Source organism: Rummeliibacillus sp. TYF-LIM-RU47 (assembly GCF_008638315.1).
Taxonomy (GTDB): domain Bacteria; phylum Bacillota; class Bacilli; order Bacillales_A; family Planococcaceae; genus Rummeliibacillus; species Rummeliibacillus stabekisii.
The window spans coordinates 74,014-89,566 of the sequence record NZ_VVIR01000002.1; the positions used below are offsets into that span (position 1 = coordinate 74,014).

The following is a 15,553-nucleotide window of genomic DNA, read 5'->3' on the forward strand; positions in this document are numbered from 1 at the left end:
CAACAACTTAACTCTATCTCTTAAGGGATAGAGTTTTTACTAAGAGAACACTCTTTCTAAAAGGAGATAAGAAATGAAAAAAGCTTTTATTAGTGTTGCGATCATTGCTGGTGTTCTAGCAGGATGCAATAATGCAGATACATCTAAGAATGATGATGCCTCTAAAAATGCAAGCCAATCTGCTATAGAGGTGAAGGTGGATATCCAAACACCTGATCATGTAAAGGCGAAGAAAGATATAGAATTAGTGGCACACGTTACACAAGCGGATAAAGCTGTGGACGATGCAGACGAAGTAAAATTTGAAGTATGGGAATCAGGCCACCGTGATAAAAGTGAAATTTTAATGGGTGAACTCGATAAAGACGGTGTGTATAAAGCAACAACTAAATTTAGCCATGATGGTGTTTACTATATGTATGCACATACTACTGCACGCGGCCTGCATGTAATGCCAAAGAAAAAAATAACTGTAGGCAAACCAGACCTCAGCAAAGTCAAAGAAGATAAAGATGATGGAAAAATGGATATGAATATGATGGATATGGACCATTCTAAAAAGGATGAAGACGACCATTAATAGCTGAAAAAAATAGTTGCTCATTCTAAAAATATGATGTAGTATTATTGACCAGGTGACTGAAAATGTTTTCTGGTCAATTTTATTTTTGAGGGAAGTAGGTGAGAAACAAAATGGATCGTAAGCAAGAGATTCTAGAAGCGGCTTCCAAGTCTTTTTCACTGTTTGGGTACAAAGCGACTACAATGGAACAAGTCGCTAAATTAGCAAACGTTGGGAAAGGAACTATTTATACTTTCTTCGCCAATAAAGAAATCCTGCTTCAGGAAATTGTATTAAAAATGATACTAGAAATGAAAGCAGAAGTAGAGGTTGAAATAGATCCTACATTGCCTTTTAGAGATAATGCACACCGTGTATTGATGAAAATCCTGCAATTCCGTGAGGTGCATCAACTTTATGCGAAGCTGGTAGAGGAAGAAAAAGAACTTCGAACACCAGCGGTTAAAATTATGCTTGAACGGGTAGAAAGTGAGATAGTTTCCTATATTGCTGAAAAATTTGATATTGCGATAGGAAAAAAGGAATTGCGTGAATGTGATTCTGAGCTTGTTGCATATTTGTTATACAAAGCATATATTGCATTTGTAGCCGACTGGGGTCAAACACATGAAAAAGAGTTAACCGAAGACCAAATCGCTTCATTGTTTCAAAACACTATTTTTCGTGGGCTTTTGCCCTAATTCTTTTTGAATAAAATTGACCAATTGAACAATTGGGTCAGTTGGTATTAAGGAGGACTAAAAGCGTGATTAAAGCAGAATGGAGTGCGATTTTTCATTCTAAAAAGGTTTTAGTTGCTATCATCGCCATTTTATTTGTTCCTATTATTTACGCGGGTACATATTTATGGGCGTATTGGGATCCATACTCACACTTGGATGAACTCCCAGTAGCTATTGTAAATGATGATACTGGAGCAAAATTGGATGGCAAAAAGCAAAACCTAGGGAATGACCTTGTCGAAAGGTTAATCGACAGCAATAAATTTAAGTTTAAGGAAGTCTCCGATTCAGCCGGAAAAGATGGTTTGAAGAATCGCGATTATTATTTAGAAATTCTTATTCCAAAAGATTTTACTAAAAATGCAGGTTCTTTATTAGAAGATGATCCCGAACAAATGAAGATCATATACCGGCCAAATGAAGGGTATAACTTCTTGGGAAGCCAAATCGGGAATTCAGCAATCGAATTGGTTCGTAAAGAAGTCAATAAACAAGTATCAGCAACTTATGCAAAAACATTATTTGCTAATATAAAGAAAATGGGCAATGGATTTGGCGATGCAGCCGATGGTGCTGGCAAACTAGCAACAGGTGCCGGCAAGCTGGATAAAGGCGCAAATCAGCTCAATGAAGGTGTTCAATCTGCAAAAGAAGGCTCCACAAAACTGAATAACGGAGCACAATCAGCCAAAAATGGCGCCTATGACTTAAAAAATGGCGTGGATTCAGCAGCGAACGGTGCGAATAAGCTAAATGATGGTGCCAGCTCAGCAGCCACTGGTGCAAAGGATTTAGAAAATGGCATTAACTCAGCAGCAGATGGCGCGAATAAATTAAATGATGGTGCGAATTCGGCAACCACAGGTGCAAAAAATTTAGAAAACGGTATTAACTCAGCAGCAGACGGTGCGAATAAGGTAAATGACGGTGCCCAATCCGCTATCAATGGCTCGAAAGATTTGCAGAATGGTATCAACTCAGCTAAGAGTGGTTCCACTCAATTGCAGACCGGTTCATCTGACTTGAAAAAAGGAACAGAGAGCCTCGTTTCGGGGTTAGAAGGCAATACACCTAAAATTAAAGCTTTAAATGATGGTGCACAACAAGTAAATAACGGCGTGGCAACATTAAGTGGTAGTTTATCACAACTAGCACCTGGTGCGGCCGATGTTTCAAATGGTGTGACGAAACTGGTGGATGGCCTAGGAGAAATACCTAATCAAATCCAATCGTTAAAAACAGGTGTGGCAGATTTAAACGGTGGAGCAGCCGACTTAGCAAATGGCACTCAAACTTTATCTGCGGGTACGAAGAAATTAATTCAACAAATTAATGCCATGGATATCCCAGAGGAGCAAAAACAGGCATTGCTTCAGACAGCAAATGTTGTAAATCAAGGAGCAAGTGAAGTGGATTCAGGTGCGAAAAAATTGAGCGCTGGCACTTCAGTATTAAACCAAAGTGTAAGTGGCATAAATGCACCAACTACAGGAGAGTTATCCAAATTAAAACAAGGTGCAGCGAAAGTATCAACAAGTTTAGATCAAATGAATCAATCTGTCTCTAATGAACTTGCCCCAGGAACAAAAGATTTGGCAAACGGCACAAGCCAGCTTGCAGACAATTGGAACAGTTCAATTGAGGGTGCGAAAAAATTAGATGCAGGTGCTGGTCAGTTAAACACAGGTATTTCTTCGCTTGATAATGGATTAGGCCAATTGCAAACAGGTTCAGGTAAATTAACTTCAGGCCTTGGTACACTAAGCAATGGCACAAACTCACTTGCAAATGGTATGGGTAAACTACAAAATGGTTCTACTCAATTAACGACAGGATTAGGTACATTAAGCAATGGTACCAAATCATTAGTTGGCGGTATTGGTCAATTGCAAGCAGGTTCAGGTCAATTATCAACAGGATTAGGTACATTAAGTAACGGTACCAAATCATTAGTTGGCGGCATGGGTCAATTGCAAACAGGTTCAGGCCAGCTGGCAACAGGTTTAGATACATTAAGCAACGGTACCAAATCATTAGTCAGCGGATCAGCACAGCTATCTGATGGTTCTAGCCAGCTTGCATCAGGAGCAGGCGAATTGCAAGACGGTGCGGGTAAACTGCAAGGTAAACTAGCAGATGCCCATGACCAAGCTTCTAAAATTAAAGCAAATCAAAAAACATATGATATGGTCGGTGAACCGGTCGAAGTAGAGAAACAAGAAGTAAATAAAGTACCAACCTATGGTACAGGTTTTGCTCCATTTATGCTTTCTCTCGGCTTATTCGTTGGAGCCCTCATGCTGTCGATTATTTATCCATTTGTAGACGCAGCAATCAGACCGAAAAACGGCTTTTCTTGGTTCTTAAGTAAAGTATCCGTTTTAGCTGTTGTTGGATTGGTTCAATCGACACTTGTTGTCATTATCGCTTTATTTTTCCTAAAAATAGAGGTAGTCAATGTACCAGCGTTTATATTCATGACTGTTTTGGCAAGCTACACATTCTTAGCACTAATTCAAATGCTTGTTTCTATCCTAGATAATCCAGGCCGTTTTATTGCGATCATTATCCTAGTATTGCAATTAACAACAAGTGCGGGTACATTCCCATTAGAATTAGTGTCAAAACCATTACAAGTATTTAATAAATTCTTACCGATGACGTATTCAATCCAAGGGTTTAGAGCAGCCATCTCCACAGGCGATATGAGCTTCTTTGCCTTTAATGCAGTTGTATTAATTTCCTGCATGGTTGTATTCTTAATCATTACTTGCGGCTATTTCATTTTGCGTTACAAAAAACGTTTCTCAAGAGAAGCAGCAGCTGAATAATTAAAAAGAAAAGACCAGAGAATTATATTCTCTGGTCTTTTCTATGTATCTAATAGAAAAAGGATTGCGAATGAGATTCACAATCCTTTTTCTGCGATTTTGTTGTAAGCAAATGTTGTAAGCAAATTACTTATAGGTTCATTCTCTAAGGAATGAGCACAAGAGCAAGTAATATGGATGTTATAAGGTATTGCAATGTTCACAAGTGTTTGCATAGCACTCACTTTGTTCATCGATTTTTTCGCCACATTCTACACAGTGTTTATCAGGTAAGTTTTTGAAAAATTCTACAACGTTTTCTAACATTGAATTCTCCTCCTTAACATATCTGTTATATTACTGCTTTGTTATAATGTATTGTATTATAACAGGTGGAGAAATGTCAATACAAAAACCCAAATATATTGTAAAATAAACGTAGTATTGTAACTGAGGAGTGTATTCAATGTATTTTATAGATAATAAAGGAATCACAGATCCACGTATTAATTTGGCTATTGAAGAATATGCACTGAAAACGTTAAATGTGGAAAACGAATCTTATTTGCTTTTTTATATAAATCAACCATCTATCATTATTGGAAGAAATCAAAACACAATTGAAGAAATTAATACAGATTACGTGGAAGAGCAGAATATTATTGTTGTGAGACGCTTATCAGGCGGCGGCGCAGTCTATCATGACCTGGGCAATTTAAATTACAGCTTTATCACAAAAGATGATGGCGAATCGTTCCAAAACTTTAAGAAATTTACGCAGCCTGTTGTGGATGCGATGAAAAACCTAGGTATCCAATCGGAGCTGTCTGGCCGCAATGATATCCTTGCTGAAGGACGCAAAATTTCAGGAAACGCTATGTTTTCTACAAAAGGCCGCCTATTTAGCCATGGTACCCTTTTATTTGATACAAATATTGATGAAGTCGTAAATGCATTAAAAGTGAGAAAAGAAAAAATTGAATCAAAAGGAATCAAATCTGTCCGTTCTCGTGTAGCCAATATCGTGGACTTTATGGACAAACCAATCACAGTTGAAGAGTTCCGAATGGAAATCCTAAAATCGATATTTGGCGGAGAAGAAAATATTCAATACTATGAATTCACCGATGAAGATTGGGCAAACATTCATAAACTATCAGAGGAGCGATATCAACAGTGGGATTGGAACTATGGCCAATCACCGAAATTCAATGTTCAACGCTCTAGTAAATTTCCATCTGGTTTTATTGACTTGCGCTTAGAAGTCAACAAAGGCTTGATGGAGGATGTGCATATTTTCGGCGATTTCTTCGGCGTAGGGGAAATGAAAGATATCGAAGAAGCTTTAAAAGGGAAAAGATACAGCTTAGATGCAATAGGAGAAGCTCTTGAAGGAATCGACATTCCGACTTATTTTGGCGGTGTATCGAAAGAAGAATTCCTAAAGCTTATATACTAAACGAACAAAAAAGTTGTTTCTGTACAGGCAGTCACACTAATCGGCTGTCTGTATAGAAATCCAATAGACACGAACACTTATTGAAAGGGGGGAGTTTAATGGCTACACATCGAATCCTTATTGTAGAAGATGACTTAAAAATAGCATCTCTGTTGGCGGAAACGCTCAGAAGGTATCATTATGATGTAAAGGCAGTAGAATCCTTTGAAAACATTTTGGAAGAGTTTCAAATGTTCAGCCCTCATATTGTCCTGTTAGATATCAATTTGCCTTCATATGACGGTTATTATTGGTGTCGCCAGTTAAGGCAAGTGACGACATGCCCCATTATATTTATTTCGGCTCGCTCAGGCGAAATGGATCAAATCTTTGCATTGGAGAATGGCGGAGATGATTTTATAACAAAGCCATTTAATTACGAAATTGTTCTAGCTAAGATTAAAAGCCATTTAAGAAGAACATACGGGGAATATGCGGCAACCCAAAAAGAAAGAGTCATTAAACTTGGGCAATTTCAGCTTTATATAGAAAGAATGGAGCTCCACAGCAAGAACGAAATTATACCTCTGCAGAAAAAAGAATGTGTCATTCTGGAATTATTAATGGGCTCAACTCCAAAAGTCGTGACGCGTGAACAGCTTTTAGAAGAGCTATGGGATGATCAATCATTTGTAGATGAAAATACGCTTAATGTGAATATGGCTCGCGTACGAAAAAAACTCTCCGATTACTCCATCCAATCTTCTATCGAAACAGTTCGGGGCGCTGGTTATCGATTTGTATTATGTGAAGAGGAACAATAACAATGGATTCTATCAAATTATTTATAAAGGATCATATTGGTTTTTTAATCTTTAATCTGCTCCTAGTTTTATTTATTCTTTTGCTCTATTGGCTAGATGGCTTTAGAAATACAGATACAGCCATATATACAGTAATCATCTCAATCATTTTGACTATTACTTTCCTGTTCACACGCTATGTTATGAGACAGTCCTTCTATGGGAAAATACTGCAAAAACCTTTAAAGATGGAAGAGGCTTTGCAGAAAAATGCTAAAATGCCGGAAAATATAGCCACTGAAAAGTATATACACGAGCTATATCGGTTATATGAATTAGAAGCTCAAGCCCTATACGCTCATCAAAAAAGGCAAATGCAGTTTATGAATCAATGGGTACATCAAATGAAAACGCCCATCAGCGTTTTGGAGCTGTTGCTGCAAGATGAAACTGAACTGGACCGAGAAAGTGTTCGAGAAGAAGTCGAGAGATTAAGGCGAGGTTTAGAAACCGTTTTGATGAATGCGCGTCTAGATACTTTTGAAGAGGATATGAAAATTGAACAGGTAGCATTATTACCATTGGTCAGCTCGGTTATTAATGAAAACAAACGTTTATTTATTAAAAATCAGGTATATCCTCAAATTAAAGTGGACGAAGATTGTATAGTAGCGACAGATGCAAAATGGTTTAAGTTTATCGTTGGGCAATTCATTACCAATGCGGTGAAATATACGTTTGAAAAAGGAAAAAAAGTATATATATCATCCTCCCATGACCATGGACACGTCATCCTTACCATTAAAGATGAAGGCATTGGAATTCCGCCTTCTGATTTAAAACGTGTAACCAAAGCCTTTTTCACAGGAGAGAATGGCCGGAAAACAGCCGAATCGACCGGTATGGGACTATATTTGGCAAAAGAAGTATGTGAGAAACTTGGCCATCATATGGAGATTGATTCAGCAGTCGGGGAAGGTACAACAGTGCGCATTTCTTTTAAGTGTCACTTCCACGAATGAATTTGACTAGACCTACAAAAATTTTGTTTCCCTAGCTTTGTCTACCCGTTTATGTGAAAGAAAGCCTTCTAGAAAATGATAAAAGCGAGGAATTCATATGGCATTATTGAATATACAAGACGTGACAAAAGTATATGAAGGAAAAGTAACGCACCGTGCAATCAATCAGTTAAGCTTTGAAGTTGAAAAAGGCGAATTCTTGGCTGTTATGGGTCCATCAGGAAGCGGAAAAACCACATTGCTTAATATGATTTCAACTATAGATACGCAAACATCTGGCGACATCGTAATAAACGGGATTAAACCCTCTGAACTTAAGAAGAATGATCTGGCTTACTTTCGAAGAAGGCAGTTAGGTTTTGTTTTTCAAGACTTCAATCTTTTACAAATGCTAACGGTTGAGGAAAATATGGTGTTGCCTTTGTCACTCGATGACCAAGATCCTTCCATGATGCAGGAAAGGGTACAGCTGGTTGCCAAACAATTGGGCATATTGGATATTCTGCAAAAAAGGCCAAATGAGATATCAGGTGGTCAAGCTCAACGGACAGCAATCGGACGGGCCATTATCCATCAGCCATCCCTTCTGTTGGCTGATGAGCCTACAGGGAATCTGGATTCCAAGGCTTCAGGAGATGTGCTGCAATTGCTTGGCCGTATTAATCAAGAGGAAAATACAACCATCGTAATGGTAACGCATGACCCGATTGCAGCAAGTTATTGTGACCGTGTACTTTTTATAAAGGATGGCGAGTATTTTAACGAAATTTATAAAGACAACCATCGTCAAACCTTCTTCCAGGCGATTTTAAATGTGTTGAGCTTATTAGGAGGGCATGTCGGTGACTTTTCGACAATTCGCATTCCGTAATGTAATAAGAAATCGTCGAGTCTATGCAGCTTTCTTTCTCTCAAGTGTTGCCTCTGTTATGGTTTTCTTTATTTATTCAATGCTGATGTTCCATCCCAAACTCGAAAATGAATTTCTGCAGGAAATTGCTTTTCAAGGGATGGTCATAGCAGAAGTAATTCTTGTTTTATTTATGTTGTTCTTTTTGCTGTACTCGATGAGAGCCTTTTTGGAGGCACGCCTAACGGAATTTGGCTTACTGCTTCAGTTAGGAATGGAAAAGAGAAAGCTAAATAAACTGATTTTATTTGAGACAATGATTATCGGTATGGCAGCAATCATTGTGGGCATTCTTTTTGGCTATGCATTTGCAAAATTTTTCTTTATGATTGTTCGAGAGATTTTGCAGATTGATAGCCTTCCGTTATATTTTTCTTGGAAACCATTTGCGCTGACCATTAGTATTTTTACAAGCCTATTTGTCATCATTTCTTTTATTAGCGTAATGTTTATAAAAGATGTTCATTTAGTCAGCTTGTTGAGAGGTTATTGGCGGAATGAGCAGTTATCCAAGTTTTCCGTTTGGAGAGGGCTTCTTGGTATGCTGTTGCTGTTGGCTGCCTATATAATGGCGAGCCAAATACAAAAACAGTATCTAGTCATCTTTACAATATTGACTCCGCCTTTTGCTGTGCTGGGAACGTATTGGTTTTTTACAGACTCCGTACCTTTTTTATTATCACGCTTACGGGCACATAAGAAATGGTACTGGAAGAAGTACCATATTATATCGCTTGCAAAGATATCTGCCATCATGAGGGAAAATGCAAGAATGTTTTTTATCACATGTATGGTATCGACATTAGCCTTTTTAGCTGTTGGAACGCTAAGCTCTATGTCTACATTTACGCATCAATATCATCAGCTCAACCCGTTAGGCCTTGTCTACTCTAGTAAATATGGAAATCCGTATGAACGAGAGCATATATCAGGGTTGATTAATGAATTAGAGGAGAAGGGGCTAAGCTATCACCTGAATAAATTTGATATCAAACGTCAAACTTCCTCCTATACAAAAAGGTCTGTCAAGATTATGAAGCAGTCGGATATCAATCGATTGGCCATTGTTTTTGGCTATCCAGTCGTCAATTTAAGACCTGGTGAGGCGATGTTTTTGCCGTATTCACTCGATTCTATTAATGAGTTAAAGACGAAAAAAGTAAATACGGTCCTTGAGGAAAATAACGTTTCGCTTTCCATTGATAAGGTCTACCCGAAGGTACTATTTTCGCCGACTGAATTAGGTACGAATGTGATTATCGTTAATGACATTGACTTTCACATGATTATAGATCCTATCCAAGGAGCAGAAACAAGACAATCAACAACCCATATCTTTGTATTCTATGTGCCTCAGTGGACTGAGACGAAAGATATTGGAACAGATTTAGATGTAATGGTTTCGAACGCCTATGTGGCCAATCAGCAGGATCAGCTGCCTTTCTACTTTGAAAATCCGGGCTTAGAATATTCATTTTTCCGTTCTACTTTTGCGTTATTGTTATTTATCGGCCTATTGGCATCAACCGTCTTCTTCCTTGCTTCTGGCAGCTTTATATACTTCAAGTTATATACTGGTCTTGAAGAAGACAAAAAACAATTCGATACACTCCGTCGAATGGGCGTAACACATAAAGAACTAAGAAAAATTGTCGATAGCCAATTAATTACGCAATTCTTCTTACCATGGGGATTGGCAATGCTCCATAGCACATTTGCCTTTATGGCGTTGCAAGTATTCTGGAAAGGCATAGCAGATCTCTCTATCATAAAAGAAACGATCATCGTGTTAGCTGGGATTACCGCTATCCAGATTTGTTACTTCTATTTGATTCGCTGGCGTTACCTTGCACATATAAGAGCTTAAACAAAAACAATAGACACTAGAAATAGCTGTCTATTGTTTTATTATTCTGATTTCTATATAATAGAGGAGAGTAAAAATGAATGGCTATTCATTTTATTCTAACAAAAAGGGGTGGGAATATGAATTTAGTGTCAGAGATTTATAACACATCTTTAAAGCAAGCCGACAAGATTGCGTATCATTTTGGGGGAAAAGATACGACATATGGGGAGTTTGAAGAGTCCGTCTCGAAGCTTGCTACTGCATTAAAGGATTTAGGGGTAGAAAAAGGGGATCATGTGGTTTTCTTATTAGGAAATACACCGCATTTTATTATCTCTTTATATGCCACGATGCGTATTGGAGCCACAGCCATTCCAGTGAATCCATTGTATTCGCCGGATGAGATTACATATATTGTTCGAAATGGAGATGCGAAAGCGATCATCGCGTTAGATGCATTGCTTCCGCTCGTAGAGGCTGGCTTAAAGGCTTTCCCAGAAGTAGAAACATATATTGTCTGTGAAACAAATGAAAATACAATCGAAAAACTGAAAGCATTACCGCCAAATATAAAAGAAAGAGTCCATTCTTTTGGACAAATTATGAAAGAATCTTTACCTTCTATAAAGCCGATGGAGATTCATAGCGATGACACGGCTGTTATTTTATACACTTCAGGTACGACAGGTCGCCCAAAAGGTGCAATGTTGACACATGGTAATCTTTATTCAAATGCTCGGGACATTGCAGACTATTTAACCTTCACTGCGGAAGACCGTGTGATCACTACATTACCTGTATTTCATGTTTTCGCGCTTTCCGTTGTAGTAAATGCACCATTACTAACATCAGCCGAGTTGATCATAACACCTACTTTCAGTCCAAAAGAAATCTTCCGTATTGGACGAGAATTCAAGCCGACTATTTTCGCAGGTGTTCCAACTATGTACAACTTCCTTTATCAATATCCAGAAGGAAACCCAGAGGATCTAAAATCGTTGCGACTCGCAATCTCCGGGGGTTCTTCTATGCCGGTCGCGCTGCTTCATAACTTCGAAGAGAAATTCAATGTTCGTGTTTCTGAAGGCTACGGATTATCTGAAGCTTCACCAGTTACTTGCTTTAACCCACTAGATCGGGAACGCAAGGCAGGTTCTATTGGTACGAATATCGTAAATGTTGAAAATAAAGTGTTCAATGAGTTAGGAGAAGAAGTGCCGGTCGGAGAAGTCGGAGAGCTTGTTGTAAAAGGACCGAATGTAATGAAAGGGTATTATAAAATGCCAGAGGAAACAGCTGTGGCCATTCGTGATGGTTGGCTGTATACCGGAGATTTGGCGCGAATGGATGAAGAAGGATACTTCTATATTGTCGATCGTAAAAAAGATATGATTATTGTCGGTGGCTATAACGTCTATCCGAGGGAAGTAGAAGAAGTATTCTATGGCCATCCTGGCGTTCTGGAAGCAGCGGTAGTGGGCATTCCAGACCCTAACTTAGGAGAAGAAGTATTAGCATATGTTGTATTGAAGGACACTACTATTACGGAAGATGAATTGCATACCTATTGCAAAGAGCATCTAGCAAAATACAAATGTCCAAAAGAAATTATTCTATTAGAAGAGCTACCAAAAAATACAACAGGTAAAATACTGCGTAGAAATTTAAAAAGCCAAGCATTGTCCCGTGCATAAAGAATACAAAAAGATGGTTTGGGGTTGTCTCCCAAAACCATCTTTTTTTATGTCTCTTATGCTTTTTTGTATTTTACGAGATATAAAACGACTAAGAAAATGATCCAGATCGGACCAACTATAAGTGCTACACGAGTATCAGGGAACACAGCCATTAAGCATACGACTAACACTAAAAATGCAATAGCAAGGTATGAGCTGAATGGATATAAAAACGCTTTATAGCTCAATTTAGAAACTTGAGTTTGGGATAAAGATTTACGGAATTTCATTTGACTAATCAATATGACAATCCATGTCCATACAGCGCCAAACGTAGAGATACTTGTCACCCAGACGAAAACTTTTTCTGCTACCACATAGTTTAGAGCAACACCAATCAGCAAAACGAATGCTGAAGCGATGATCGCAACCGACGGAACACCGCCTTTGCTTACCTTCTTAAATAGGGCAGGTGCCTGTTTTTGTTCAGCTAGATTGAACAACATACGGCCTGTACTAAAAATGCCACTATTGCAACTAGATAGAGCAGCTGTCAAAACCACAAAATTGATAATCCCTGCTGCATAGCGTAATCCTATTTGATCGAACATCAATACAAATGGGCTATTATTGGTATCTATCTCGTTCCATGGATAAATCGACATGATAACAGTTAACGCACCAATATAGAAGAGCAAAATTCGCCATAAAACGGTGTCAATCGCTTTAGGAATCACTTTTTTCGGATTTTTAGCTTCTCCTGCAGTAACACCAATCATTTCCACCCCTAAGAATGCAAACATGACGATTGGGAGCGAATAGAATATTCCTTTTACACCGTGAGGCATAAAACCGCCGTGACTCCAGAGATTGCTAATGCCGACTGCAATTCCGCCATTGCCAATTCCAAATAGGATAACACCTAGGCCCAATACTATCATCGCGACAATAGCAAATATTTTAATGAAGGCAAACCAAAATTCAAATTCGCCAAATGCACTAACGGCAATTAAATTAATGATTGTCATGAGAATTAAAGCTGCTAGCGCCCAGACCCATTTCGGAGAATCAGGGAACCACAATTGCATATAAATGCCGACTGCTGTGATTTCTGCCATACAAGTGGCAATCCATAAAAACCAATAGTTCCAGCCAGTAATAAATCCTGCCATTGGTCCAAGATAATCCTGGGCATAACGACTAAAGGAACCGGCGACTGGATTTTCGACAGCCATTTCACCAAGTGCTCGCATGATGATGAAAATTACAATCCCTCCGAGAGCATAGGCGATTAAAATAGAGGGACCAGCTAACTGAATAGCGCCTGCTGAACCTAGGAATAATCCAACTCCAATAGCAGCGCCAAGCGACATCAAGGTGATATGTCGGGACTCCAACCCACGTTGAAGATGTGGTTTTTTGCTCATAAGTAAAACTCCTTCAATCCTTAAAATAATATTTACTCTAGCATCATACCATATTAGGTACTAGATAAAAAAGAATAATCTGAATTCTGTTACTATATAAGTAAAAAAGCAATAAAAACATTTCCTTAGTATTACGAAATAAGTTATAGTATAAATAATCTGAAAATAAGGAGTGTTAAATATGAAAAAAACGATTCAAACGCATGACTTGTTTCAATTGACTTCAGTAGGGGCACCTGTTTTATCACCTAGTGGGAAAGAAGCTGTGGCGATACAAACAAAGATGGATAAAGAAAAGAATAAGTATTTTTCGTATTTAATCCATATCGATTTGGAAACGAACGATGTAGTGCCATGGACATTTGGAGAAGAGCGTATTTCATCTGTTAAATGGTCAAATGATGGCCGTTCCATTGCTTTTTTGTCGACAAGAAATGAAAAAAATCAGTTATTTGTGTTATCTGTTGGTGGTGGAGAAGCAAAACAATTGACTGAGTTCGACAAGGGTGTCGACTCATTTCTTTGGGCCCCGTCGAATGAAGAAATTTGGTTTTCTGCACGCGTAGAAGACGGAAAAGAATTTACTGATAAAAAGGAAGAGAAAAAAGAGGATTTACTCGAAGCTTATGTAGTAGACGGAATGAAATATAAGCTCAACGGCGTAGGATTACTTCCAAAAAAAACACATAGCCAAATTGGGCAAATTAATATTCATAGTAAGACAATCAACCGATTATTTACTGATACATATGATTATAGCTTGCAAGATATTTCTCATGATGGGTCGAGCTTAATTGTTTCAGTGAATCGCGTAGAGAACACAGATAATGATTGGCGTTCACCTGTTATTTTGATCGATCTAAAGACCAAAGAAGAGGAAATCATAGTTGAAGAGGAAGGATATTACGGATCTGCTACCTTTTCATTTGATGATCGGTATATTGCCTATCAAGGCAGTGATTTTGCATACAAAAATGCAGCTCAGGGCAACCTCTTTATATATGATAGGGAAAGCAAGCATTCTTGGAATTTAACACAAGCGCTTGATGTGCCAGTAGGAGACTTATCAGTTGGCGATGTGCAGCAAAATACAGAGCTAAAAACAGTAGTGTGGACTGAGCATAATGACTTGTACTTCGTCTTATCCACATTTGGAGATGTAAGACTGTATTATGCAACTCTAGAAGGAGCGATTTATCCTGCAAGCCCTGAAGATGAGCATATCTATGGATTTGATGTATCAAGAGACGGAAAAACCGCTATTTTAGCTGTAAGCAACCCTGTGTTTCCTGGAGAGCTTTTCAAGTATGACATTGCACTTGGGAAAAGAGAACAAATCACACATTATAATGATGCATGGCTTGAAGAAACAACGCTTGTACAACCGGAAAAAATAAGCTATGAGGGTGATGAAGGTTGGACTGTGAATGGCTGGATTATGAAGCCTGCTACTTTTAAAGAAGGCGAGAAATATCCACTCATTGTCGAAGTTCATGGTGGACCGCACACTATGTATGCCAATACATTCTTCCATGAGCTGCAATTGTTAGCTGCACAAGGCTATGGTGTTTTATATGTGAATCCACGAGGTAGCCATAGTTATGGTCAACAGTTCGTTGATGGGTGTCGCAATCATTATGGTGAAGGGGATTATGAAGATATAATGGCAGGAATTGACCATGTCCTGGCTGACTATAATTGGATTGATACGAGCAGATTAGGCGTGACAGGTGGCAGTTACGGCGGCTTTATGACCAATTGGATTGTCGGTCATACAAATCGTTTTAAGGCAGCAGTCACACAACGTTCTATTTCAAACTGGGTAAGCTTCTTTGGCGTTTCAGATATCGGCTACTATTTCACTGAATGGCAGATAGGTGCTGACATGACGGATGTAGAAAAACTTTGGCACCACTCACCATTAAAATACAGTCAAAACATCGAGACACCACTCTTGATATTGCACGGGGAAGAGGATGATCGCTGTCCGATTGAGCAAGCAGAACAGCTATACATTACTTTAAAGTCGATGGGCAAAACAACACAATTTGTCCGTTTCCCAAAAGCTGAACACAACTTATCACGCACAGGATTGCCTAATTTAAGAATTCAAAGACTAGAGCAAATCTTAGATTGGTTTAAGAAGTATTTATAAGAGGGCGTAATTCAAGTATTTCAATATAAGCTCGACCTGGAGCAGAACAAATTGAATGAGTAGAAGTTAGGCAGTTCGTTTATGCTAATGAAATTTTTCAGAAACCTTCTATTGAAGCAATCGTTTGTATGTATAGAAACTTCTAAACAGTGACATCA

At 38.5% G+C, this 15,553-nt stretch carries 12 protein-coding genes; 10 read left to right on the forward strand and 2 right to left on the reverse strand.

Annotated features, from left to right (window positions below; genetic code table 11):
- Nucleotides 1-73: 73 nt before the first annotated feature.
- The 3 genes from F0527_RS11745 to F0527_RS11755 all read left to right on the forward strand — a co-directional run bounded on the left by F0527_RS11745 (nt 74) and on the right by F0527_RS11755 (nt 4,136).
- Complete coding sequence (locus F0527_RS11745) at nt 74-580, forward strand: FixH family protein (protein WP_150285024.1); 507 nt, start codon at nt 74-76, stop codon at nt 578-580.
- A 113-nt stretch (nt 581-693) separates the two neighbouring features.
- Entirely contained in the window at nt 694-1,263 is a 570-nt protein-coding gene (locus F0527_RS11750) for a TetR/AcrR family transcriptional regulator (RefSeq protein ID WP_147196261.1), read from the forward strand.
- A gap of 65 nt (nt 1,264-1,328) precedes the next feature.
- Entirely contained in the window at nt 1,329-4,136 is a 2,808-nt protein-coding gene (locus F0527_RS11755) for a YhgE/Pip domain-containing protein (protein ID WP_150285025.1), read from the forward strand.
- Nucleotides 4,137-4,316: 180 nt separating this feature from the next.
- Here F0527_RS11755 and yhfH read toward each other — a convergent pair whose 3' ends face one another.
- Entirely contained in the window at nt 4,317-4,442 is a 126-nt protein-coding gene (gene yhfH / locus F0527_RS11760) for a protein YhfH (RefSeq protein WP_084246941.1), read from the reverse strand.
- 139 nt (nt 4,443-4,581) lie between these two features.
- Between yhfH and lplA the strand changes: the two genes are divergently transcribed.
- From lplA to F0527_RS11790, 6 genes are all read left to right on the forward strand, one after another.
- Nucleotides 4,582-5,574, forward strand: a complete 993-nt coding sequence (lplA, locus tag F0527_RS11765; RefSeq protein ID WP_150285026.1) for a lipoate--protein ligase — start codon at nt 4,582-4,584, stop codon at nt 5,572-5,574.
- Nucleotides 5,575-5,672: 98 nt separating this feature from the next.
- Nucleotides 5,673-6,377, forward strand: a complete 705-nt coding sequence (locus F0527_RS11770) for a response regulator transcription factor (protein WP_066789539.1) — start codon at nt 5,673-5,675, stop codon at nt 6,375-6,377.
- A 2-nt stretch (nt 6,378-6,379) separates the two neighbouring features.
- Nucleotides 6,380-7,378, forward strand: coding sequence for a sensor histidine kinase (locus tag F0527_RS11775; RefSeq protein WP_147196267.1), 999 nt, complete (start codon nt 6,380-6,382; stop codon nt 7,376-7,378).
- Between the two features lie 97 nt (nt 7,379-7,475).
- Nucleotides 7,476-8,249, forward strand: a complete 774-nt coding sequence (locus tag F0527_RS11780) for an ABC transporter ATP-binding protein (RefSeq protein ID WP_150285027.1) — start codon at nt 7,476-7,478, stop codon at nt 8,247-8,249.
- Nucleotides 8,215-10,155 (forward strand): FtsX-like permease family protein, encoded by a 1,941-nt coding sequence (locus F0527_RS11785; RefSeq protein ID WP_370454675.1) that lies wholly within the window; start codon nt 8,215-8,217, stop codon nt 10,153-10,155. Before F0527_RS11780 ends, F0527_RS11785 begins: the two co-directional genes overlap by 35 nt.
- Before the next feature lie 119 nt (nt 10,156-10,274).
- Nucleotides 10,275-11,831, forward strand: coding sequence for a fatty acid--CoA ligase family protein (locus F0527_RS11790; RefSeq protein WP_150285029.1), 1,557 nt, complete (start codon nt 10,275-10,277; stop codon nt 11,829-11,831).
- Nucleotides 11,832-11,887: 56 nt separating this feature from the next.
- Here F0527_RS11790 and F0527_RS11795 read toward each other — a convergent pair whose 3' ends face one another.
- Nucleotides 11,888-13,240 (reverse strand): amino acid permease, encoded by a 1,353-nt coding sequence (locus F0527_RS11795; protein WP_066789530.1) that lies wholly within the window; start codon nt 13,238-13,240, stop codon nt 11,888-11,890.
- A gap of 181 nt (nt 13,241-13,421) precedes the next feature.
- Between F0527_RS11795 and F0527_RS11800 the strand changes: the two genes are divergently transcribed.
- A complete protein-coding gene (locus tag F0527_RS11800) occupies nt 13,422-15,395 on the forward strand; it encodes a S9 family peptidase (protein WP_150285030.1) in 1,974 nt (657 codons plus the stop codon).
- The last annotated feature ends 158 nt before the right edge of the window (nt 15,396-15,553 follow it).